The organism is Nostoc sp. UHCC 0252 (genome assembly GCF_034931145.1).
Classification (GTDB): Bacteria; Cyanobacteriota; Cyanobacteriia; order Cyanobacteriales; family Nostocaceae; genus Nostoc.
In genome coordinates this window covers 66,326-89,945 of the sequence record NZ_JAYGHE010000022.1, presented here as the reverse complement: position 1 = coordinate 89,945, position 23,620 = coordinate 66,326, and the positions used below count along the sequence as shown (strand labels likewise).

The following is a 23,620-nucleotide window of genomic DNA, read 5'->3' as shown; positions in this document are numbered from 1 at the left end:
GAATATATTGGTATCTAATAATAGTTTCATTTACCTTCAAAACTATTCAAAATCTCTTCAGGTAAGGGACTATCAAAATCATCTGGGACAATGAACTCTCCAGCACATAAGCCATAAGGTCTAATTTGTTCAGAGGTGGCTGCAACTGGTTTAATTTCTGCAATAGGTTTACCTGCTTGCATGATAATAATACTTTCGCCTGCTGCTACTTGTTGAAGATAGCTAGTTAGATTTCGCTGGATTTCATCAAGTGTTACGCTTAACATGAGATGTGTCTGTAGGAATATTTATAGTATATCAAGTTGATAGTTTTAAGCTATAGCAACTATTATTCCAAGTTTAGCAGCAGCTTTTAGACTTAATTAAGTAACTGCAAATTCAGTATATTGTCTGATATCGGCTGGTTGAAAGGCTAGAACAATTTGATTTTTAGGAATACCAGCGTTAACAAGTTCATTTGCCATACCGTATTCTGTCCCGTCTCTTTGAATCCAGATTTTATCGTTGATGATGTCAATATGGACTAAGCAACCATGCACCCGTTGATTATTTTCCCAGCCTAATGTTAGTAGTAGGTAATGGTTGGCGGCTTGGTCTATAATTAGTTGTCTTTCTAGTTCTCCATAAGCGTAGGGTAGTTGAGCATATTCGTTTAATATTTTTTGAATGATTTGGCGATAATTATCTAAGGTATCCATTGCAGTACCACCTCTCGTTTTGAGTCGAAGACAAGTAAACAAAGGCGTTGATTTTCTAATAATATTTTACCAATTGGTTCTTGAAATAGTTCTGAGTAGGTTTCTTGACGAATAGCCAGATACAAGCAACGGTCAGGTTCTAAGCGAGTAAGAATATCGTAATATAAGATATATTGTCCTAACGCATTTTCTAGGTCAGTGACTGGAGAAGCACCTATAAAGCTTTTAATTTCGACTGCTATTTTTTCTCCGCTTTTTTCAGCGGCTATGAGTTTTTCTGCACCTAAGTCAATATATAAATCTCTTGTACCCCATTTGAGAATAAATGGATCTTTGGTGATTTGCCAACTATCTTTTTCTAGGGCATTTCTAACGGCATTATGGTAAATGTCTCTAGCTGGCATAGGGATAAATTTATACTCCAATATTGCCTATATAATCAAATTCTTCATCAAGTTCTCCAATTAGTGTTTCTCGAATTTCCGTAAAATCCTGAATTAAAGTAAAAAGTTCTTCTGTTTTTTGAAGCATTGGAGAATTAGTTTTTTTATCAATATCTCTCAGCTTTTTAATATTTTTAAACAAAGTTTGATCAGAATACCATGCCTTAGTTATTGTACTTCCAAATAGAGGCAACCTAATTTTGAGTTTATTCTTATAGCGGTTCCCAACCTAGTGAGGTACGTTTTCAAAGCTACTAACCTTGGTAAACAAGATTTGGGTGTACCTCAGTAGACTAGGAAACGCTATATCTTCCATTAGCTGCTGGATATGTTGGAGTGTATTTTCAGCGATTTTAAGAGCTTGGTTATGTTCTATTACTACAGGACGTTTTCTAGCTTTACGATTACGAATGCGTTTTTGTTTGGCTTCAATATGTTCTTTTAATACTTGAATAATTTGTTCAGCTTGTTCTTTCTTTTTTTCATTCATCTCATGTATTCTCTGTCTTCTAAGTTCAGAAATACTTAAAGATTTTTTCTCAGGATATTTTTTTAGATAAGCTGCTACAGCTTGCTCTTGATATTGCTTGATGTTATTGTCTATTTTAAAAGTATTAGCAAATAACTCAACTAACAATTTTACAGTTTCTTTATTTTGCCCCGCCCATATATAAAGTGGCGCACTTTGTACGTACTGATGGCTAATGTGTGACCTATTTTCTCGCCTACTTTGATAATAGGCTTTCTTATTTGCTCTCTCTTCTGGTGAATCTTTACCTGCTCTTTCTATAAATCTTTGTTCCGATTCATACAATTTATTATCATGGATACTAATCTTTTCTATTTTCTCTTGAGCGTAGTTACCTAAATTACCTGTTTCTAAAGCTTTTTCTATTCCGATAAAACTACTTTTAACTTGTATAGGAAAATAGCAATCATTCCATTGAATTATTACATCCCATCGTAAACCAACATCAGCGACACTATCAGATGGAGTTTGAGCCGCAGTAATTCCAGGAAGTGCATTCAAGGCACAACAAATAACATCAACAGTTTTTTGTCCATGTTCATGATTACTGCTTGTTTCCAAATAGCCTCCAAGAAATTCGTTACACATACTCCCAACAAATTCGGGAGATTGAGAATAGCATTTACCCCGGACACCATACAAATTGCGATCAATTCTACCGGAAAGTACAAAACGATTTTTGGCATCTTGAGATAATTCTAGCTCTCCAGCACTTTTTGAAAGTTGTATAAGACTGGGAATAAGTGATTTACTGTCTACTTTAGCTTCTTTAATTTTTTGCTGCTGCAAGAAAACCAAACATTTTTCTAGCAGCAATTTTTGCTGTTCTTGGGTAAGTGACTGCCACCATTGATTAGTAGCAGTACCATCAGTTATCCGATTTTGCCATTCTAAAATTACATCGGTTGGAATATAAATTTCTAAATTTTCTTTCATAAGTTAGATGATTAATTAGATGATTTTATATTACACAGCCAATTAAATAATGTTAGATAATTAGGTTTGCCCTCTAACGTAACAATTTGATGCTTAGGTTCTATCTTTAATGCTGTCTTTGGTATGGAGGAAGTATTATATTTATCTATTTCTAATTCTTCACGACAGCATTCATCTGGAAACTGTACTGCTGTATATCCACCAATATTTTGAATTGCTTGCAATCCATTTGCACCATCTCCATATAGTCCACAAAGAAGTAAAGCTGCTATTGTTGGTTTGCTCTTACTAGTAGCAACTTCACTCATGAATTTGTCTATGCAAGGCATATCTCTATACATTACTGTTTCTGGTGGGAATTTCTGTGCTGTTGCTTTTAAGTAAGATATCTTTGATTCAGATTTCGTATTAGTAGGAAGTGGCAAATTATGCAAAGATTTATCATCAGCATCACCCAGATCACGAGCGGTCATTTGCCGCTTTGTACCAGAAGCATCAAATGGGTTATTGATAAACCATGTTTCAACTGATTTTTTTGAGCTTTCTACATGGATTTTTAATTGATATGTATCATCAATAAAACTTGTTTGTGGAAAGATATTCTTCATTTATAGGCAGTCCAGGGATATCCAGTCCAGGGTAAGGTAGTACATAAATACATCCTGTTTCAACTGTAAATTGCCCAGGACTAGAGATAAAGGAAATCTGTGGCTCAAATTCAGGTAAAGAAAAATCTAACTTGATTTGAGATTTAAAGTAATCTGGGGGAATCAGTATTCTGTCGTTTTTATTAAAACCTCTGAGCTTAAAATATTGATGAATTGCGATAATTACTGCCCACTCATCCAAAAAATTACTATCCTTCAATGCTTTGGTAATTTTTTCAGGTGTCTTTTGATTAAAAGTAGAACCACCAATAACAAGGATTTTTCTAGCTGGCTTCATTTTCACTCTCCTAAGTTTTTTTATTGTGTCCCGTGTTCGTAAATTGTTGATAATTGCTATATATCAAACGAAAAAAAAGGATAAGCAAAACGCCTATCCCCAAAAAATAAACTAATTAATGATTTACGTTCCCGAAGTCCAAGAATTGATGTACTCAATTTGATCGGCTGTCAAACTATCAATCGTGATACCAATAGCTTGCAACTTCAAACGAGCAATTTCTTGATCGACTTCAACAGGAATTGAGTGCAAACCAGGGGCTAACTTACCTTTATTCTTCACCAGGAATTCACAAGCCAAAGCTTGGTTTGCAAAACTCATATCCATTACTGCGCTGGGGTGTCCTTCAGCCGCAGCTAGGTTAATCAAGCGTCCTTGTCCGAGAACGACAACTGATTTACCATTTTTCAACTTGTACTCTTCAGTGAAAGGACGAACTTCTTTGACTTCTTTAGCTTGTGCAGCCAAGTATTTCAAATCAAGTTCTAAGTCAAAGTGACCGGAGTTACAAACGATCGCACCGTCTTTCATGACATCGAAGTGTTCACCACGAATGACGTGCTTGTTACCAGTCACAGTGATAAAGATATCACCTTCAGACGCAGCTTTAGCCATTGGCAGGACGCGGAAGCCATCCATTACGGCTTCGATTGCCTTGATGGGGTCGATTTCGGTGACGATGACGTTAGCACCCATCCCACGGGCGCGGAGGGCTGTACCTTTACCACACCAGCCATAACCGACGACAACAACGTTCTTTCCAGCCAACAAAATATTTGTGGCGCGGATAATGCCATCTAGGGTTGATTGCCCAGTACCATAGCGATTATCAAAGAAGTGTTTGGTATCAGCGTCGTTGACGTTGACTGCGGGGAAGGTGAGAACGCCTTCTCTAAACATGGCGCGTAACCGAACGATACCAGTGGTGGTTTCTTCGGTGCTACCAATCAAATCAGCGATTTGGTGTTGGCGTTCTTGTACCAAAGTTGCAACCACATCGCTACCGTCATCAACAATAATGTTGGGGCGATGATCTAAAGCTATTTGGACGTGGCGGTTATAAGTTGCGTTATCTTCGCCTTTTTGAGCAAAGACGGGAATTTCATGATCGGCGACGAGGCTAGCGGCTACGTCATCTTGGGTTGATAAGGGATTGCTAGCAATTAAAAGCGCGTCTGCACCACCGGCTTTCAATGCGATCGCCAAATGTGCTGTTTCTGTTGTAATGTGGGCGCAAGCTACAAGGCGTAAACCAGCGAATGGTTTTTCGATCGCAAAGCGATCGCGGATTTGCTTCAAAACTGGCATTTCGCGTCCAGCCCATTCAATGCGCTGTCTACCCAAGGCAGCTAGGCCGAGGTCTTTAACCTCGTGCTTTAATCGGGGAGAAGTTGCGGTCATCAAAAGTTACCTCAAAAAATAAAAAAAGCTACGTAAATTTTACGCACTCTACTAGGTTATTCTACTACTGGCGATTTTTGCTTGTATGAAAGCAAATCACTAGTCAATAGTCCTCAAAACTAGCTTGACGTTTGATCAGCATAATGTCAACTTCATCCCCAGCTTCTTCCTTTTTGTTTTATCTTTGGAAAAAGTAAGACCTTTTAACCTTGACCTGCTGATTTTAAGTACATCGTCATCTATCTAGAGATATAAGGCAAAGAAAAAAACATCAAAATTTCATCGTCTTAAAGCAAAACCTCAACTTTAGATAGGTACATCTACCCAAAGTAATTACGCAGGATAGTTAAAGTAGTGATTATGTAGATTTTACTCAAGGAGGTGTTTGAGTGCGCTTTCAATTTTTGGCGTTGGCTTTGCCCGCCGTAGGCATCGCTAGTTCGATGGCTATAACCGTTGTATCTGTGCCAAAAGCCACAGCCCAAGTTCCTGCGTTACCGCAGCTGCTACCGTCTCCCACCAGTGTGAGTAATGATGCAAATAATCGACTTGTTACAGGCTGGATTTATTTAGATGGTCGTCGGTTATTTCAGATAGCGGCATCAAGAGCCAACTTCCCTGAGCGTTCAGAAGACATCCAAAAGAAGTTGGAGAGAATTGCCCAAAATTACTTTCAGTCGCCACCAAATACAGCAGTCGACGTAAATATTCCCAAAGTAAACCAATTACCAGTAATTTATGTCAACGGTCAATATCTGATGACCGTTACTTCTGAGGATGCTAAACTCAGAGAGGTAGATACATGGACATCGGCAAATCAAATTGCCGAATCTTTACAAGAAGACTTGCAACAGGCAAAGCAAGAAAGACAAACTCAATTTTTAATCGACCAAGGTAAAATTGCTGCGGGCATTGGATTGGTGATGATGCTCATGAGTTTGGGGGTATACAGCTGGCAGCAGCGTTCCAAAAAGGATTTAGTACACTCCATCGCCTCTCAACCCAACACAGGCCCCTTAAACTCCCGAATTTCACCAGCAGCAGCTCAACCAATTGCAACACAACTGAATCAACAGCAACACCGACACCTCCAAGAAGTTAAGAGACGATTATTCCAGCTAAGTCAAGCAGGAATTTGGGGAGGTGGAAGCTTCTTTATTTTGGGTCTATTTCCCTACACACGACCATTTCAGGTAATAATTCTCAATGCCGTCCAATTTCCTTTACGATTAGGTGTTGTGTTCCTGGGAACTTATGTAGCAATTCGTCTCATCTATGCCCTCATTGACCGCTTCGCCACCACTCTAATTAGCAGTGGTGCTTTATTGACTCCAGAAAGTTCTGAACGGCTGAGACTGAGAGTTTCTACATTTTCTGGCGTGACTAAAAGCATTGCTACTGGTATCTGCGTAGGAGTAGGCTTTTTGCTAGCGCTGGTGTCGTTAGGGATAGATATCGTTCCCTTGCTAGCGGGTGCCAGTTTAGTTGGTGTTGCCGTGTCTCTGGCCTCGCAAAACTTAATTAAAGATGCGATTAATGGTTTCTTGATAATTTTAGAAGACCAGTACGCTTTAGGCGATGTGATTACTGTGGGAGACGTGGGAGGCTTAGTAGAAAATCTGAATCTGCGGATGACCCAATTGCGGGATTCCGAAGGGCGCTTAATCACGATTCCTAATAGTGAAATTAAAGTTGTTGCCAATCTTTCTAGTCGTTGGTCACGAGCCGATTTAACGATCCCCATCGCCTACCAAGCCGATATTGAAAAGACTTTGAAGTTGATTGAAAGTATTGGCTTTGAGATAGATAAAGATCCGCGATGGGAGCATCAAATTCTGGAAGCACCACAAGTTTTGGGAATAGATCAATTTGGCGATCGCGGTTTGATTATTCGTGTATGGATTAAAACACAGCCCCTCAAACAATGGGATGTAGCACGGGAGTTTCGCCGTCGTCTGAAAGTTGCTCTAGACAAAGCTGGAATTTCCATTTCTGTGCCTCAACAAGCGATTTGGGTCAATGAAGATCAGTTGTTGAATTTTCAGGAGAATGGCAAAGCTAATTAGAAATTTGAATTAATTACTGCATTTTTCAGTTGCCTAATTTTTAGTTAGGGGCAATTCATGAATTGCCCCTTAGTTCGTTTAGTTTTGCATATTGAGAAATTTGGAATTCAAAAATATGCAGTGTTGTGGAATGAAATAGCCCTGCTAAAAAGGGGACTTTTCTTTAAGGCTGTTATGAATATATATTTTATAATCGGGGCTGCTGATGAGTAAAATCGTTGTGAATCCTCACATCATTACTGAACTGATAAATATTCTAAATGCGAGAACTTTACCCAGCAATCGAGCCTTACCGAGTAGGTAGTTTACAGGTTTCCGACCTTCATACGATTCATTTTGAAGAGTCAGGGAACCCGCAAGGTAAACCCATCGTTGTGCTGCATGGCGGCCCTGGTGGTGGATGTCCGCCCTTTTATCGACAATATTTCCACCCAGAAAAATGGCGAATAGTGATGTTTGACCAGCGTGGTTGTGGTAAAAGTACACCCCATGCTGAATTACGAGAGAACACCACTTGGGATTTAGTTAGTGATATCGAAAAACTTCGCCAACATTTAGGTATTGAAAAGTGGACGGTTTTCGGTGGTAGTTGGGGTAGCACTTTATTATTAGCCTACAGTCAAACCCATCCCTCTCGCTGCACAGCATTAATTCTCCGTGGGATCTTCATGCTGAGGCAAAAAGAGTTGCGATGGTTCTACCAAGAGGGCGCTAGCTATATTTTTCCTGATGCTTGGGAAGAATATCTCAAACCAATTGCGATCGCAGAACGTGATGATATGATTGGAGCATATTACCAACGCTTAACCAGTCCAGATTTGGAAATCCAATTAGCAGCAGCGCGTGCTTGGTCAATTTGGGAAGCTAGTACCAGTAGACTTTTTTTAGACCCACAACTCATGCAAAAGTTTGGTGAGAGCGAATTTGCTTCAGCTTTTGCACGTATTGAATGCCATTATTTTATGAATAAGGGCTTTTTTGAAACCGAAGATCAATTACTTTTAAATGTAGACCGTATCCGTCATATTCCGGCTGTAATTGTTCAAGGACGCTATGATGTAGTCTGCCCAATGATATCAGCTTGGGAATTACATCATGCTTGGCCGGAAGCCAAGTTTATAGTAGTTCCTGATGCCGGACATTCGATGAGTGAACCAGGCATTTGCAGTGCTTTGATTGAGGCAACAGATAATATTGAATTCAGTTAAAGTGTAATACCAATTCTGTATGAAGATGCGCTAAACCATATTTAAGTATAGGGAAGAAAAACGAACCGCAAAGGACGCAAAGGACACAAAGTAAAGAAAGAGAGAAAGAGAGAAGTTAAAAGGGTTTGGCGCAGCCTCACAAAGAAATGGTATAAGAGTCCTCAAAGTAAAAAAATGCTCAATTGCCATTGCGAGAGAAGCGAAGCAATCCCAGCCCTTGCAATTGCTTCGTTTCGCTCGCAATGACGGGTTTTGGATCATTTATTTTTCGGAACGCTCTAAATAAATTAAAGTTTCTAGTAACGAACTTTAGTCCTGGTAAAACTTGCGATTAATTTTTCACTAAGAGTCAACAGGTTTAATATATTTAATTATATTGGTTGGTATGTTTCTATATCTGACTAGCATCTTGAAATCCACAGAAGTGAGATTTAACCTGAAAAAAACCTTTCAAGATTCGTTTGAGTGAATTAAACTTAACCCACCTGATAGCTGTAGTTACTTCTACCCACTGCCGTTTTCTTTTACTTGCTTCTGGATAATCTTCACTCAGCATTTCGACTGGTAATAAATACATCTTCACCCGGTAAATTTTACCTCCTTTACGGTACTTATAAGTGCCTAGTTCATTGGTGTCTACCTGTCCAATCACCCCTGCTTCTTCCCAAGCTTCTTTCGCGGCTGAAGCGGGCGGAGTCATACCATTAGGAATATCTCCTTTTGGAATCACCCAATGTTGAAAGTTACGAGTTGTGATTAGCAATATTTCAACTTTGCCATTGTTCACCCTATAAGGAATCACCCCGGACTGCTTAAACACTTTGCTGACTTTCCGACTCATGTAATTTACATCCTGTACAGTCTAGCTTTTTTGTCTGATGTTTATTTCAAAAAGTTTAACGCTGATACCGGATAAATTTTGTTTAAATTTAGATTATCCAAAGGTTAAGAAATAGTTCTCATTCATAATAGTTAATTATTAATCTTCTAATATCGTTTGTAGAAGAGGTAAGAGAAAAAGAGCAAAAGGCAAGAATCAACAAAAAAGAAGGCTCTTTTTGTTGTACTGAGTTTTTTCAAAAATTAAATGCCAGTGTAATATCTATGACCTTAATATAAAGTCCAATTGCTTAAAAAGCTTACTCCTGATGGCTGATTTACAAATGTAGCCCTTTTAAAGAATTCCTATTTGATTTTTGAAAAGAACTCGGTATACCTTAATCTTCTAAAATCCTTTTGATTGTTGACTACCAAGCCCAGTAATTTCAGGAGTCATACCGAATTCCTATATGCCGTCCATGTCATTAAATTTACTTTTTCAGATTTTGGTAGATATACAGTGAAGATATTGTATTTAAATCTACTTCTCTATGCTCTTTTTTATCTTCATCAGTATTTTTAAACAGGACTGTAAACGCACCAGCACCTAACCTATCTTGAGGAAACATTCGATAGCAAGGCATTGTAGTTAAATGCGATTGATATTTAGCTAAATTACTAACTTCCATCGCCTGAAATTGAGGAAAGCGTTCTAATAACCATTCACAAACTTGCTCGTTTTCTTCGGGTGAATATGTGCAAGTCATATAAGCTAAATAGCCTTGTGGTGAAACAAGTTTAGCAGAGTTAGCGATAATTCGCTTTTGCCGATTTGCACTTTTATTAATAGCAGTTGGATGAAAGCATCCGGGTGCTTTTTCACCTTTGGCAAGTAAAGATTGTCCAGTGCAAGGAGCATCTACTATTACTAAATTGCTAGAACAGGGAAACATTTCGGCAAATCTACTCGAATCTCTATTAACCACTGCACTAGGGCTGATTTGGCAACGCTTCAAATTAGAAATTAGCATTCCTAGACGTTTGCCAATTACTTCATTACTGATGAGTAGTTCAGGTTGTAACGCTTTCCAGGCAAAGATACTTTTACCTCCTGGTGCGGCACACATATCAAAAACTAAATGCACTGATTGAGGAATAGCTAACAAAGTAGTAGCTGCAAATACTGAAGAGAAATCTAAACAATAGAAATATCCTTGTTGATGTAAGGGATGCTGACCAGGTTTTTCTCCCAGGGATAAACGGTCTATAAATTGCGGTTGCCAATAGGTTGGTATTTCTACCGTTAAATGTAAATTTTCAGGCTTTTCTTGACACCAAAGAATACTCGGTGAAAAAGGCTGAGGATTCATTAAAGCCTCAATGAATTTTTCTTGTTCATCTAGATTGGTGAACAAACGCCGCGAGACTTTAAGTAATAAATTAGAAGGTTTTTCCATCTGGATTATTAATTACGAATTACAAATTAGGTTGTATCAGAATCAAAATCAAACTGTTACACAAGAACAATGTAATTAAGGCTTTTGGCTTCATACTCAAAATATAATGACCGCCATTCAGAACGCAATGGCCAAACTACCCCACTGCACCGGAGAAGGTCATGTTCTTAGATAGTTTTCCGCAAAAGTTACGCAAAGAAGCACAATTATGGAGGGATGAAGGATTAATTAGTTCTTCGCTGTATGAGCAAATAGCAGAACGTTATCAATTTAAAAACCTGGAAGCTGCTGTGCGCGATCGCAATAAAGCAATAGCGATCGCTATCGGCAGCATACTTTTGTGCTTAGGCATAATTACCTTTGTATCAGGAAACTGGCAAGGAGGATCGCGAGAAGTCAAATTTATTCTAATGATGAGTTTGTTTTTTGCGATCGCAATCACCGGTTTTTACAATTGGCGACCACCTGAAGGCAAGAAACCAGAACGAAGCAAACGTATACTCGGAGAAGGGTTACTCATTTTAAGCGCCTTCATTTTCGGCGCGAATATACTGCTGATGGCCCAGATGTTCAATATCGCCGGTTCAACTTCCCAACTTTTTCTCGCCTGGGGGTTCGGTGTTGTGGTGATGGCCTTCAGTTTGTCCATAAATTCTTTAGGAATTCTGTCAATTATCCTCGTGGAAATCGGGTATTGGGCGGGATTAGAAGACTTGTGGTACACAACAGGAGAGTTAACTTGGTCGCGGTTAGTAGTACAGCATTTGCCTTTGTTGGCATGGCTGGTATTTGTCCCCTTAGCCTACTTCTGCCGATCGCGCTGGATTTTTGGTCTAGCAGCCTTTGTTTTTGCTAGCTCTTTACAAGCTAACCTTAATCCTCTGCCACTGCTGAACTATGCTGATATAGCGCCTTGGGTGGCATCTTTTGCTTTTACACTACCACCTGCATTATTCTGGAGTTATGACGATCTGCTGTTTCCAACCATAAATTACAGATTGTTTCAATCTCTAGCCCGCAATTTAGCGTTATTAAGCTTCGGCGCTGTCTTTTACGTTCTGTCTTTTCGTTGGGTTTGGGAATCTCCAAATTATGGTTATAATCAACCAACGAACGTGGCAAACTTATTCCAGTCTCTGCCGATCATCGATTTAGGGATTCTCAGTGGCTTGGCGGTATTACAATGGTTGTTTCTACTGCGTCAAAGAAATAACCCTCCGCGCCGCGAAGTGATTTTCACAACTGCTGTTATCGGTACTTTTCTTGCCTTTATTACCGTCGTACCTTTTTGGCATCAAACTATCAGCCGGATTGATGAACTTGGTGTTTTTATTTTCAATGTACTTCTAGCAACATTAGCCTGGGGACTAATTCAAGAAGGATTGAAATTAAGCAACAGAACTTCCTTTTGGGGAGGTATGCTGTTAGTAACACTACAAATTATCAGTCGCGTGCAAGAGTACGATACCGACTTACTTTTCAAGTCTCTAGTCTTTATCTTGTGCGGTTCCGCTTTAATTAGCGCTGGACTCTGGTTTGAACGCCGTTTACCTGGCGGTAGTGCAAGTAAGAAGTAGTGTAAATTCAGAATTCAGAATTCAGAATTCAGAAATCTGCCGAACATCTAAATCTCTGTGCGTCAAAGTTTTTAAAGTTTCTCTGCGTTAGTCCTAATCTCATTACTTTTAACCTCTTCAAGACTTTTGCTTTTTAGGACTACGCTCATGACTAATAGTTCTTCTGAATCTAAGAATAAAACCTTGTCTCCCGAAGCCGAGTTTTCCAATAAGGTGACTTTTCGGGATTACTTGATTGCTTCTGAACAAAAATCGAATAAGCCCTTACCTTTTTGGCGGTTACTAGCTCCTCTGGCACTGCAAACAGGGTTAATTATGGCAGTACCAGCCCAAGCCGTTTATACAGATGTGACGGGTAAGACGGTGATTTTGCAAACCGTACCTGTAAACCCAAACAATGCACTAGATGGTAATACATTAGCGCTAGATTACAACATATCCCGTACTGCAAATTTGAGTAGATTACCTGGTTGGCAAACATTAGCCAGCAGAGGTCGGGGAAGTGGCAGAAGATTGGTTGAAGGAACCAACATTTACGTGACTTTGCAAGAGCAACTATCCACTGGTCGCGGTGTTCCAAGAGCTTGGAGACCGTTACGAGTAAGTAGCGATCGCCCCACAACTCTTAGAGCCAATCAGGTGGCCTTAAAAGGTGTTTATCAGAATGGTTCCGTTAACTATGGCTTAGAAACCTATTACATCCCAGAAAACCAACGCCAGCAGATTACCAACGATTTGCGAACCCAACGCGCCCGCAGAGGACAAGTACCCCCCATTGTGGTGAAGGCAAAAGTAGATCCACAGGGTAATGCAGTTCCAGTTAGCATGTGGGTGCGCGATCGCAACTATCGCTTTTAAGCTCTTAGGCGTGTAAACATGCAAGATTTGTCTCCAAAGTTCTGAGCGCCGACTGCCGACGCTCAGAATTTTCTGCTTTTTAAGACTGGAAGATGAGTTAACAATTGTAAAGCATCCAGATTTTATGACCCAATACGCTTGGGTTAAGGAAAATTGTAGGTTGGGTTAAGCAAAGCGCAACCCAAGAAAGCCCCGAAAATGTTGGGTTTCGTTCCTCAACCCAACCTACACATTTCAAGGTTTTTGGCACTAATTGAACCGTATTGTTTTATAACCGGTAATTCGGTTTATGTAAGCGAATGGAAGATGAAAATTTATATAAAAAGCACACATAAATCAGTATTCATATATACATTTTTTAGTAACAAATATAAAGATTCTGCAAAGATATTCATTGGATTATAGACATCTAAGTAGATTTTCGGTATGTATGTAAGTGTTATCAGGTTATCGTCTGGTTCTTATTTTCAAGTATCAAATAACAGATTATTTTTTGTCATCAACACTCTTAGAGCTTGTTGGGGTTATCAAAAATAATTCGTTAACTAATACTTGTCAAGTCTGATAACTTCTGATCGAAGAAAGCCTGATCTCAGAGTTATCTGTGAATTCTGACTTAAAGAATTCTTATTGAAAGAGCAAAACTTTCAGGGGTTAAAGCTCTATCACACTCAATTGAGGAAAACTATATTATGCCGAGACTAATTGTTTCTTCTCCCGCGATCATAGGCACATCTGATTCGGATCTAGTGGTGGGCCAAGAGGATAATGCATATCCAGCAATTGGAATTGAGGTTCTAGAAAACGGAGTCATTGATACTAGAGGAGGTAACGACACTATCGAGGGTAGTGCCACTGGTGGCGAAGATTTCCCCACCACTGAGGGCATAGGCACAGGCATTGCTAACAGTGGCATTATCAATGCAGGCAAAGGAGATGATCTGATCTCTGGCACAGGCACTGGTGGTTCTCAGTATCGAACTTATGTACCTGGTATAGGTATTTCCAACACTCAGGGTGGCTACATCAATGCAGGGGATGGAAAAGATTCGATCTTCGGAATCGGAAACGGAGGTGGAGGTTTCGGCATAGGCATTGCTACAGGCATTGATAACACCCAGCATAGCCACATTGATGGTGGAAAAGGGGACGACTCTATTGAGGGTACTGGAATGGGAGAATTCCAAGGGTCTGCTATAGGAATATCTAACACTCAGGATAGTAGCATTAATGGTGGAGATGGAAACGATTTTATCAAGGGAACTGGAACTGGTGGAAATACTTACAGGAGCGGAGATGGTACAGGCATCTTCAACAGTGGTGGTAGCGTGATTAATGGAGGGAAAGGAAACGATTCTATTATTGGTATCGGCAACGGCAGTGATGCAGGTTTAGGGCCTTTTAGCTCATACTATGCACGTAGAGGTATAGGCATCTCTAACGGTGAGGATAGCGTGATCAATGGAGGGCAGGGAAACGACTTCATCTCTGGCACAGGCACCGGCGGTGAAGGAAGCTACGATACACCTTTTGGGCAGCTTGGGCCCGGTGTAGGTATAGGCATTGTTAACAGTGGCATCATCAGTTTAGGCGATGGCAACGATACCCTTATCGGTACTGGCATTAGTCAAGGCATAGGTATTGATAATACTAATGGCATTATCTGTGGAGGAAGAGGAAATGATACCTTTACTGGGTATGGTGCCAACATTGGCATCCAAGGTGGCACGATTGATGGTGGAAACGGTAACGATTACTTCAAAGCCCGACGAATTGATGATAGCGGTAATCCCGTTTCAGACCAAGGGGGCGCGATCGCTGATGTCTTAATTAAAGGTGGATCTGGAGCCGATACATTTGATGTTGGTTACGGTAATGCCACAATTGATGGTGGCAGGGGATGGGACAAGCTACTTCTGTCTGATTTAAAAAGTGATTACACCATTCTAGGCAGCTGTAACAATTACACCATTCAACGTGATGAGTTCACTCTGAATGTGTTGAATATTGAGGAAATCGTCTTTTCTGGCGCTTCCTCTATTTTGGGTGCTTAATCGGATCGGGGAGAGCCATCCATAACAAAAAACCTTTAACTAGGTATACAGACGAATGGCACTAAGAAAAGCATGAAGAGTGCTGAGTTTACATCCCCACAGCCAGAAGAAGCAATGGTTTCACCTTTTCTTCGTGACATTCGTTACCTTTGTCCTCTTTTTTAATGAGCGATCGCACCACAAATTTACTAGTGTTTAGCAACACACTGCGCCTTAGTACTAACTATTAAGGCACAATCAGCACTGGGCAAGGGGAAAGATTAATAACGCGGGTTGTCACACTATCATCCGCTCCCTCTTCAGTCAAACCTAGCCCCCGACAGCCCATAATAATTAAATCTGCCCCAATTTCATCAGCGACATCGCAGATCGTAAAAGCTGGTTTACCTTGCCTTTCCATGATTTCGGATTGAATTCCTTGACCAGAAAATAAAGTTTGGGCACTTTCTAGCAGTTTCGCAACTACCTCTGGTGACACCATCGGATCGTCTGCACTAGGCGCATCTGGAGGCGGTTCTTCTACCACAGACAGCAGCACCAAGCGACTGCTGTACTTTTTGACTACGTTGGTGACAACATCAGCAGCTTCCCGCGTTTCCCGGCTTTGATCGATAGGAAATAATACCGTCTTAAATATATCTGTCACTTGGGTACCCCTGACTCCGGTAAAATCTTGATGGTTCTACTTTCAAAACAATAACAAAAAGGCAATCAGGAGAGTTTGGTGTGTCCAAAAAAAGTTTAGCAAGTTTATCTTCAGCTGATATCTCTGGGAAACGTGCCTTAGTGCGGGTTGACTTTAATGTGCCTGTGGACGATCAAGGCAAGATTACCGACGATACTCGCATTCGCGCCGCTCTACCAACCATCAAAGATTTGACGCAGAAGGGAGCTAAGGTCATTCTCGCCAGCCATTTTGGCCGTCCCAAGGGTGTGGATGACAAATTACGCCTAACTCCCGTTGCCAAGCGTCTGTCGGAGTTACTGGGGCAAGAAGTCGTTAAAACTGATGACTCTATTGGCGATGAAGTTGCAGCTAAAGTTGGCGCTTTGCAAAATGGGCAAGTGCTGTTACTAGAGAATGTCCGTTTTTACCCAGAAGAAGAGAAAAACGATCCAGAATTTGCGAAAAAATTGGCAGCTAATGCTGATTTTTATGTAAATGACGCTTTTGGTACTGCACACCGCGCCCATGCTTCTACTGAAGGTGTGACTAAATTCCTCAGTCCTTCTGTGGCTGGATATTTGGTTGAGAAGGAATTGGAATATCTGCAAAACGCCATTGAAAATCCCCAACGTCCTTTGGCGGCAATTATTGGCGGTTCCAAAGTTTCCAGCAAAATTGGCGTAATTGAAACGCTACTGGAAAAGTGCGACAAGCTAATCATTGGCGGTGGAATGATTTTCACCTTCTACAAAGCCCGTGGTTTGAGTGTTGGTAAGTCGTTGGTAGAAGAAGACAAGCTAGAACTAGCGAAGTCTTTGGAAGCCAAGGCTAAGGAACGGGGTGTTACCTTCTTGTTACCCACGGATATCGTATCGGCAGATAAGTTTGCTCCTGATGCTAATGCGACAACCGTCAGCATTGAGAACATCCCTGATGATGGGATGGGTTTGGATATTGGCCCAGACTCAGTAAAAGTTTTCCAAGAAGCCCTTGCAGATACCAAAACGGTAATTTGGAACGGGCCGATGGGTGTGTTTGAGTTTGATAAGTTTGCAGCAGGTACGGAAGCGATCGCTCATACTCTTGCCGAAATCAGTAAAACTGGCACAACTACCATTATCGGGGGCGGTGACTCAGTAGCGGCTGTGGAAAAGGTTGGTTTAGCAGACCAAATGAGCCATATTTCCACCGGCGGCGGCGCTAGTTTGGAGTTACTTGAAGGCAAAGTGTTGCCCGGAATTGCAGCTTTAGATGATGCGTAAGTAGGAAATGGGGAATGGGGAATGGGGAATGGGGAATGGGAATAAGGTACAAATTATTCCCTATCATCTGTTGTAACCTTTCCTCTAACCCCAATACCCTAGCCCTAAGCCTCTACATGAGAAAAATATATGGAAACTAAATGGCTGGAATGGGCGCAAAAGTTGCAAGCGATCGCTCAAAATGGTCTAACCTATTCTGAAGGGCCTTTTGATATTGAACGTTATAAACAATTACGAGCGATCGCTACAGAAATTATGGCGACTTACTCAAATGTAGAACACAGCTATGTCCTCGATTTATTTAGCCGTGAATTAGGATATGCAACTCCTAAAGTTGATGTGCGGGCAGCAATTTTCCGTGACGATACTATATTGCTAGTCAAGGAAAGAGTAGATGGTTGTTGGAGTTTACCTGGTGGATGGGCTGATGTAGGGGAATCGCCTAGTGAAGTAGTTGTAAAAGAAGTATATGAAGAATCTGGATATCAAGCACGCGCGATCAAATTACTAGCAGTCTATGACAGAAACAAACAGGGACATCCACCGTTACCGTTTTATACCTATAAGTTGTTTTTTCAATGTGAACTGATGGGTGGTTCTCCATCATCAAGTATTGAAACTGAAGAAGTAGATTTTTTCCCTGAAGATGCCTTACCAGAACTTTCTATTGGACGTGTGACACCAGCCCAAATCACGCGGCTTTTTCAACATTATCGCCAACCAAATTTACCAGCAGATTTTGATTAACCTAAGTTACATGAACCTCTCTCTGTCTTAAACTAAAGTTCCGGTTGTCCCTTTCCAATTCGCAGAGGGACAGATTTTTGAGCCGATTTGTATTTTATCCTACTAAAAGGGGTTTAAAACCCCATCCCCAATGCCAAAGCTTGTTTTGTGTTGGGGTCTAAATCCCCATTACAAAACGTAATTGCGAATTGCGAATTGCGAATTGTTTAAGGTGTTTCCGTCGGTGTCGGTGTGGGAGTTTCTGTGGGAGTTGGTGCAGGTGTGGGAGTTTCTGTGGGAGTCTCTGTAGGAATTGGTGTTGGCGTGGGTGTTTCTGTGGGTGTTGGCGTTGGTGTTGGTGTTGGAGTAGGCGTGGGATTTTCCGCCGTGATGCTGAGTTGATAATCTAATGGTTTCGATGCTGTGGAAACCACGACGAACTCGTAAAAACCGTTTTCTGGTAATTTAGTTGATAAACTGCGTTTGGTAGAATCTTCTAAAAATTGGATTTTGCCAGAGGGTGAATAGACTGATAACAAAACTTGGGAATTTGCTTGTAGGTTCAATTCCAGAGATTGATCTCTCGCAAGTTCAGCAATGAAGACTTTACCACCACCAGGCTGGAGAGTACCGTTGACTGTTTTGCCAGTAGTACCTGGATCAAAAACAAGCTTCTGGAAAGCGCTACCAGCCACGATCGCACTCAGTTTATCGCTAACAAAACCGTACCAAACTTGTCCGATAGGTTGATCTCGAAAATTTTTACCACGCTGTTCAGGGAATACACTTAAAAAAGCAGCGTCTCCCAAATCATATAAAGAACGGCTACCAACGTTAATTTTGTTGACTTCTACTTTCCAGCGATCGCGTTCAGCACTTGTATAACTTCCCAGTTGTCGGCGTGCATTTGAACTCAGTGGCGCTAGCTTTTCCAGCAATTCTGAGGCTATTTTATCCCATTCTGCCCGCAAACCCTCATCTTCAGGCCCATCGCTGAGAGTGCGTCCTTCTAAACTGGGGTTTCTGTCCCAGAAAACTTGATTTACCAAGTTCACGTAAAAGTTAGAGTTAATCCCTAACTGTTGACGGCGATCGTTTAATCTTTCTTTACGCTCCCGTTCTGCTGGTGAATATTGCGCTAAAGGATCGGTTGGTTGCTCACTAGTTGGAGTTGGGCTAGCTGTAGGATTAGGTTGAACTTCCCCAACATCGCGTCTACTATTAACTCCCCACCAAATTAATCCCACAGTCCCAGCGACTAGCGCCGCCACAAGGAAGGTTTTTGTTGGTGTCCACCAGGAGGGAGAGGGAGGAGATGAGGGATATGAGGGGGTTTGAGAAGGTGGGGGAGGTGGAGAGACGGCGACAGTGGCGGATGTGGGTTGAGGTGGGGTGTGATATTGAGTTGGGGGAAAGTTAGGTGGGGGCGGGTTGAGGGCTTCGAGTACTTGACGGACTGATTGATAGCGATCACTTGGTCTAGCAGATAGCATTTTATGTAATACCTGTGCCAAAATCGGACTCACGTTTACTTCCCGTCGCCACTGCCAAGTTAAATTATAGGTATCAATTAATTCTTGTGGCTGTTTCCCTGTAAGTAAAACCAACATTGATGCAGCCAAGGCGTATAAGTCGCTATGGGGAGATACTAAGCCAGTTTGCATCTGTTCTGGAGGTGCAAATCCGATCTTGCCCAATAGGGTTGGCGATGGGGAAGATGCAACTACGCCAGGTTGATAATATTGGGAGGCTACGGTTGCTACTACTTGTTTAACACCGCCAAAATCAATTAGAACTGGCAGTTTGTCAACAGTACGAAGCATTAAGTTATCTGGAGAAATATCTCGATGAATTACTCCTAATGAGTGGATGTATTCCAATACTGGCAAAATTGAAAGTAACAGTTGGCGTATTTCGGTTTCTGTAAAGCGCAAACCCTGCTGTAATCGGGCATTTAACAAAGAATTGTAAGTTTCTCCTTCTACATAGTCTTGCACTAGAAACAGAGATTCTTTGCCGCCTAAGTTTAGCCGCAGCAGTTCTCGGAAGCGGGGAATTTGGGGATGTTGCAGTTTATAGAGAACACTTGCTTCTCTCTCAAACAGTTCTTCTGCTTTTTGAACAACGTAATCGGTTTGAACTTGGGGGGAAAATTCTTTTAAAACACAAAGTTCGCGGAAACGGTTGACATCTTCAGCTAAATAAGTGCGTCCGAAACCACCTTGGCCAATTTGACGCACAATCACATAGCGATCGCCTAAAGTTAGCCCCGGTTGGATACCATAGCTCATAGGTTGATCCAACAAATTTTCACCGCATTGGAGACAAAAGCGGCTACCTGGGGAATTTTCATGTCCTTTAGAACAATATATTTTAGTCATTTGTTATTTGTCATTTGTAACTTTTCCCCAGTTCCCAATACCCAATTCCCTTATTTGCCAGATTGTGCTTTACTGACTTGATCGGCTGCGATCGCATACCAAATTTGACCGAAAGTCTGTTGATTGAGTTTCCCACGATCCTGATCGGGAAACAACCGATCAAATTTTTCATTTGTATCTTTGGTTAGCTGATTAATTGTATAATCCCCAAACTGACCCGATCGCGCTTGTCGTCTCCATGTATCGTAATCTTTTTGACTATATTTACCTAATTTCCGACGAGCATTTGTACTGAGTTTAGCCCGTTCTATTTTATTCAATAAATCGTCAGCAACATCAGACCATTCATCTCGTAAACCAGCGTCTTCAGGTTTAGATGTCAGGCTACGCCCCTTTAATTCTGGTTTTTTTGTATAAAATAAATTATCTACGAAGGGAATAAAAAATCCTTCAGTAATTTCTAGCTGTTGGCGACGACTGATAATTTCTTGGAGGTTGGGATTTTTTCCTTTGTCGCTGACTGGTTTACCGATGGGATTTGGAAACTGGGGAATTTGCGGTAAGGAAATTGATGGAATAGTGATTGAAGTTACAGTCCGAACGACTGCATTTCCCGCCGCCAAAGTTAATCCAACTAAAGCCGTTCCCCCTAAACTGATCACAAAAGGGCGAATCCAAACAGGCCAAGATATCGGTTTAGCAATCGCTTGCGTTTTGTTCTGGAATCTACTCACAATAGCGCTGGCACGTTGTTTTCCCGGAGCAACTACCATCGTCTTAATCTTGGTGGTAATATAATTGCCAGGCGATTTAGTTGTAGTTGATGATGGTAAATCTCTGAGAACTTGCTCGGCTCGTTGGTAGCGATCGCTGGGTTTATAAGCCAGCATCTTTTTTAACACCGTTTCCAGTTTGGGACTAACTTGGATTTGTTTTCCCCAACCCCAAATTCCCTGATAGCTGTCGTATAATTTTTGCGGTTCTTGTCCTGTGAGCAACACCAGTGTCGTCACTGCTAAAGAGTATAAATCACTACTAAAAAATGCTTTTCCCTGCCTTAGCTGTTCTTCTGGTGCGTAGCCCTTTTTACCTAATAATGTGTTATCTCCAACCAACTTAGTCCGCCAAAAACCTTGAGAAGCAGGTAATTGTTTGACACCGCCAAAATCAATCAGCACGGGTAGATTGTCAGAACGCCGCCAAATCAAATTATCGGGAGAGATATCACGGTGAACCACATCTTGGGAGTGGATGTAAGATAACACAGGTAAAATCTGTTGCAGTAGGGTAGTTACTTCTTCTTCACTGAAAGTCTTTCCTTGACTCTCGCGCTGTTCTAACAATTGGTAATAATTGTCACCATCCACATAATCTTGTACTAAAAAGAAAAAATCTTTAGTGCCTATCTTCACTTGTAGCGAGGCGTGAAAACGCGGAATCTGTGGATGATGGAGTTTTTTCAGAACATTGGCTTCTCGTTCAAATAACTCTTTAGCTTTTTGTAAATCTTGATGTTCTTCTACTTGGGGTGCAAATTCCTTCAGCACACAGGTTTGATGTGATTTATTGATATCCTCCGCCAAATAAGTGCGTCCAAAGCCGCCCTGTCCTAAATGACGGATAATTTGATAGCGATTATCCACAACCTGTCCCACAGCAAGAGGTAATGGCTCACCACAATGGGTACAAAAGCGATTACTACCATTATTTGTGTGTTGTTTACTGCAATAAAGCTGCATGGTGCTGAAGGATAAATTAAGGTTTTATTGAATGACTACAACGCGCATATCCTCATTTTCGGATATTCTACGAATTAAGAATTATTTTAACGGTGTTGATTTTCTTTTCAGGATAAACAATAAGTGTCATGAACCCGAAATCAAGGCAGCAGCAAGTAATTAAAGCATTTGAAGATTTTTTATCTACCCCCCTAGAAACGATATTGCAACGGCATCTGAACACTCAAACTCCGCCAGCTTTAACTTTATTTCATGATGTGGCGGCTAATGTACCTGCCTACAAAGAATTTTTAACAGAAAGGAAAATTAATCCCGCGACTATTCAAACCTTGGAGGAGTTTCAAAAACTCCCAGCGATCGCTAAACAAAATTATATACTGTGTTATCCCTTAGCTGACTTGTGCCACAACGGACAACTAGAAGCGTGCGATATGATCGCAGCTTCATCAGGTTCTAGTGGTAAACCGACATTTTGGCCTCGTTTTTTCACAGATGAACTCCAAATCGCCACACGTTTTGAACAAATTTTTCACGATGGCTTCTATGCAGATACCAGACGGACTCTAGCAGTGATTTGTTTCACCTTGGGTACTTGGGTAGGTGGAATGTTTACTACTAATTGCTGTCGTTATCTTGCTAGCAAAGGTTATCCCATCACTGTAATTACTCCTGGTAACAACAAAGAAGAAATTCTACGAGTTGTTCAAGAACTAGGTTCAGCATTTGAACAAGTCGTGTTATTGGGATACCCGCCATTTTTAAAAGATGTAATTGATACTGGTATTGCCCGTGGTGTGGAGTGGCAACAATATCAGATTAAATTAGTCATGGCGGGAGAAGTATTTAGTGAAGAATGGCGGAGTTTAGTTGGTGAAAGAGTTGGTTCACAAAATCCTTGCTATGATTTTGCATCACTTTACGGTACTGCGGATGCGGGAGTTTTGGGTAATGAAACACCGTTAAGTATCTGCATTCGCCGCTTTTTAGCAGAAAATCCCGATGCAGCTAGAGCTTTATTTGGCGAATCGCGTTTACCCACGCTAGTACAGTATGATCCCTTCACTCGCTTTTTTGAAGTTCACGATGGCGGATTACTCTTTTCAGGAGATAACGGTATTCCCTTAGTGCGTTATGACATTTTGGATACTGGCGGGATAATTAGTTATGATGCCATGCTGCAATTTTTAGCAGAATGGGGATTTAACCCGCTTGAAAATCTGCGTTCTGACACTCAAGAATCACCAAGAGGTATTCATCAGCTACCTTTCGTTTATGTCTTTGGGCGTTCTAACTTTACAGTTTCCTACTTTGGTGCAAATATCTATCCCGAAAATGTGACGGTGGGATTAGAACAACCAGAAATTCAAGAATGGGTGACGGGTAAGTTTGTGTTGCAGGTGAAGGAAGATGCAGATAAGAATCGATTTTTATCTGTGGTTGTGGAGTTAGGAGCAGGGGTAGAGAGTAGTGAAGATAAAAAGCAAGCGATCGCATCTTCTATTCTTTCACAACTATTACGTTTAAATAGCGAGTTTGCTAATTATGTTCCGGTGGAATATCAAACACCGCAGGTTACATTAGCGCCAATGGGGGATGCAGAATATTTTCCGATTGGGGTGAAACATCGTTATACGCGTCAATAGTACGCGATGAATCAAATACAAGAAGACGCGATTCATCGCGTCTCTACAATCTGATGTATGGTCTATTTGTTACGTTTCTCGATTGTGTGCAATCCGGTTAGGATCGGGTTTTTTGATAAAAATTATAATAGATGACGAAAACGCCTTGTAGAGACGGCGATTTATCGCGTCTCTCTTGTTCGTTCAGAACACAAGTCCATTCATTCAGAAC

21 protein-coding genes are annotated in these 23,620 nt (G+C 41.1%); 8 read left to right on the top strand and 13 right to left on the bottom strand.

What is annotated here, in order from left to right:
* Window positions 1-26: 26 nt before the first annotated feature.
* The 8 genes from VB732_RS15240 to ahcY all read right to left on the bottom strand — a co-directional run bounded on the left by VB732_RS15240 (window position 27) and on the right by ahcY (window position 4,952).
* Window positions 27-266, bottom strand: coding sequence for a type II toxin-antitoxin system prevent-host-death family antitoxin (locus tag VB732_RS15240; RefSeq protein ID WP_323231706.1), 240 nt, complete (start codon window positions 264-266; stop codon window positions 27-29).
* Between the two features lie 96 nt (window positions 267-362).
* The gene (locus VB732_RS15235; protein WP_323231705.1) at window positions 363-698 is read right to left on the bottom strand and encodes a XisI protein; all 336 of its coding nucleotides are present in this window, start codon (window positions 696-698) and stop codon (window positions 363-365) included.
* Window positions 686-1,102: an element excision factor XisH family protein gene (locus tag VB732_RS15230; protein WP_323231704.1), complete on the bottom strand. Its 417-nt coding sequence runs from the start codon at window positions 1,100-1,102 to the stop codon at window positions 686-688. Before VB732_RS15230 ends, VB732_RS15235 begins: the two co-directional genes overlap by 13 nt.
* 10 nt (window positions 1,103-1,112) lie before the next feature.
* Window positions 1,113-1,334 (bottom strand): hypothetical protein, encoded by a 222-nt coding sequence (locus tag VB732_RS15225; RefSeq protein ID WP_323231703.1) that lies wholly within the window; start codon window positions 1,332-1,334, stop codon window positions 1,113-1,115.
* Window positions 1,335-1,370: 36 nt separating this feature from the next.
* Window positions 1,371-2,606 carry a hypothetical protein gene (locus VB732_RS15220; protein WP_323231702.1) on the bottom strand — a complete coding sequence of 412 codons (1,236 nt, stop codon included), beginning with the start codon at window positions 2,604-2,606 and terminating at the stop codon, window positions 1,371-1,373.
* Between the two features lie 11 nt (window positions 2,607-2,617).
* Entirely contained in the window at window positions 2,618-3,214 is a 597-nt protein-coding gene (locus VB732_RS15215; protein WP_323231701.1) for a chemotaxis protein CheB, read from the bottom strand.
* Window positions 3,180-3,551 (bottom strand): hypothetical protein, encoded by a 372-nt coding sequence (locus VB732_RS15210; RefSeq protein ID WP_323231700.1) that lies wholly within the window; start codon window positions 3,549-3,551, stop codon window positions 3,180-3,182. The genes VB732_RS15215 and VB732_RS15210 overlap by 35 nt, the downstream gene beginning before the upstream one ends.
* 123 nt (window positions 3,552-3,674) lie before the next feature.
* Complete coding sequence (gene ahcY / locus VB732_RS15205) at window positions 3,675-4,952, bottom strand: adenosylhomocysteinase (protein WP_323231699.1); 1,278 nt, start codon at window positions 4,950-4,952, stop codon at window positions 3,675-3,677.
* Window positions 4,953-5,341: 389 nt separating this feature from the next.
* Between ahcY and VB732_RS15200 the strand changes: the two genes are divergently transcribed.
* The gene (locus tag VB732_RS15200) at window positions 5,342-7,018 is read left to right on the top strand and encodes a mechanosensitive ion channel family protein (RefSeq protein ID WP_416235750.1); all 1,677 of its coding nucleotides are present in this window, start codon (window positions 5,342-5,344) and stop codon (window positions 7,016-7,018) included.
* Between the two features lie 260 nt (window positions 7,019-7,278).
* Complete coding sequence (gene pip, locus VB732_RS15195; RefSeq protein ID WP_323231698.1) at window positions 7,279-8,226, top strand: prolyl aminopeptidase; 948 nt, start codon at window positions 7,279-7,281, stop codon at window positions 8,224-8,226.
* A gap of 391 nt (window positions 8,227-8,617) precedes the next feature.
* Here pip and VB732_RS15190 read toward each other — a convergent pair whose 3' ends face one another.
* Window positions 8,618-9,067: an NUDIX hydrolase gene (locus tag VB732_RS15190; protein WP_323231697.1), complete on the bottom strand. Its 450-nt coding sequence runs from the start codon at window positions 9,065-9,067 to the stop codon at window positions 8,618-8,620.
* A gap of 469 nt (window positions 9,068-9,536) precedes the next feature.
* On the bottom strand, window positions 9,537-10,502 hold the full coding sequence (locus VB732_RS15185; RefSeq protein ID WP_323231696.1) for an RsmB/NOP family class I SAM-dependent RNA methyltransferase: 966 nt from the start codon (window positions 10,500-10,502) through the stop codon (window positions 9,537-9,539).
* A 161-nt stretch (window positions 10,503-10,663) separates the two neighbouring features.
* Between VB732_RS15185 and VB732_RS15180 the strand changes: the two genes are divergently transcribed.
* The 3 genes from VB732_RS15180 to VB732_RS15170 all read left to right on the top strand — a co-directional run bounded on the left by VB732_RS15180 (window position 10,664) and on the right by VB732_RS15170 (window position 14,991).
* Complete coding sequence (locus VB732_RS15180) at window positions 10,664-12,079, top strand: DUF2157 domain-containing protein (RefSeq protein ID WP_323231695.1); 1,416 nt, start codon at window positions 10,664-10,666, stop codon at window positions 12,077-12,079.
* Window positions 12,080-12,226: 147 nt separating this feature from the next.
* On the top strand, window positions 12,227-12,937 hold the full coding sequence (locus tag VB732_RS15175) for a GDYXXLXY domain-containing protein (protein ID WP_323231694.1): 711 nt from the start codon (window positions 12,227-12,229) through the stop codon (window positions 12,935-12,937).
* Window positions 12,938-13,629: 692 nt separating this feature from the next.
* Window positions 13,630-14,991 (top strand): calcium-binding protein, encoded by a 1,362-nt coding sequence (locus tag VB732_RS15170; RefSeq protein WP_323231693.1) that lies wholly within the window; start codon window positions 13,630-13,632, stop codon window positions 14,989-14,991.
* A gap of 226 nt (window positions 14,992-15,217) precedes the next feature.
* On the opposite strand, the gene VB732_RS15165 is transcribed toward VB732_RS15170, so the two are convergent.
* Window positions 15,218-15,628, bottom strand: coding sequence for a universal stress protein (locus tag VB732_RS15165; RefSeq protein WP_323231710.1), 411 nt, complete (start codon window positions 15,626-15,628; stop codon window positions 15,218-15,220).
* Window positions 15,629-15,717: 89 nt separating this feature from the next.
* On the opposite strand from VB732_RS15165, the gene VB732_RS15160 reads away from it, so the two are divergent.
* Window positions 15,718-16,920 carry a phosphoglycerate kinase gene (locus VB732_RS15160; protein ID WP_323231692.1) on the top strand — a complete coding sequence of 401 codons (1,203 nt, stop codon included), beginning with the start codon at window positions 15,718-15,720 and terminating at the stop codon, window positions 16,918-16,920.
* Between the two features lie 129 nt (window positions 16,921-17,049).
* On the top strand, window positions 17,050-17,667 hold the full coding sequence (locus VB732_RS15155) for an NUDIX hydrolase (protein WP_323231691.1): 618 nt from the start codon (window positions 17,050-17,052) through the stop codon (window positions 17,665-17,667).
* 206 nt (window positions 17,668-17,873) lie between these two features.
* Here VB732_RS15155 and VB732_RS15150 read toward each other — a convergent pair whose 3' ends face one another.
* Both VB732_RS15150 and VB732_RS15145 read right to left on the bottom strand, forming a co-directional pair.
* Window positions 17,874-20,027 carry a serine/threonine-protein kinase gene (locus VB732_RS15150; RefSeq protein WP_323231690.1) on the bottom strand — a complete coding sequence of 718 codons (2,154 nt, stop codon included), beginning with the start codon at window positions 20,025-20,027 and terminating at the stop codon, window positions 17,874-17,876.
* A 50-nt stretch (window positions 20,028-20,077) separates the two neighbouring features.
* Window positions 20,078-21,766 (bottom strand): serine/threonine-protein kinase, encoded by a 1,689-nt coding sequence (locus VB732_RS15145; protein ID WP_323231689.1) that lies wholly within the window; start codon window positions 21,764-21,766, stop codon window positions 20,078-20,080.
* A 128-nt stretch (window positions 21,767-21,894) separates the two neighbouring features.
* Here VB732_RS15145 and VB732_RS15140 point away from each other — a divergent pair, with 128 nt between their 5' ends.
* Window positions 21,895-23,409 (top strand): phenylacetate--CoA ligase family protein, encoded by a 1,515-nt coding sequence (locus VB732_RS15140; protein WP_323231688.1) that lies wholly within the window; start codon window positions 21,895-21,897, stop codon window positions 23,407-23,409.
* Window positions 23,410-23,620: the final 211 nt, after the last annotated feature.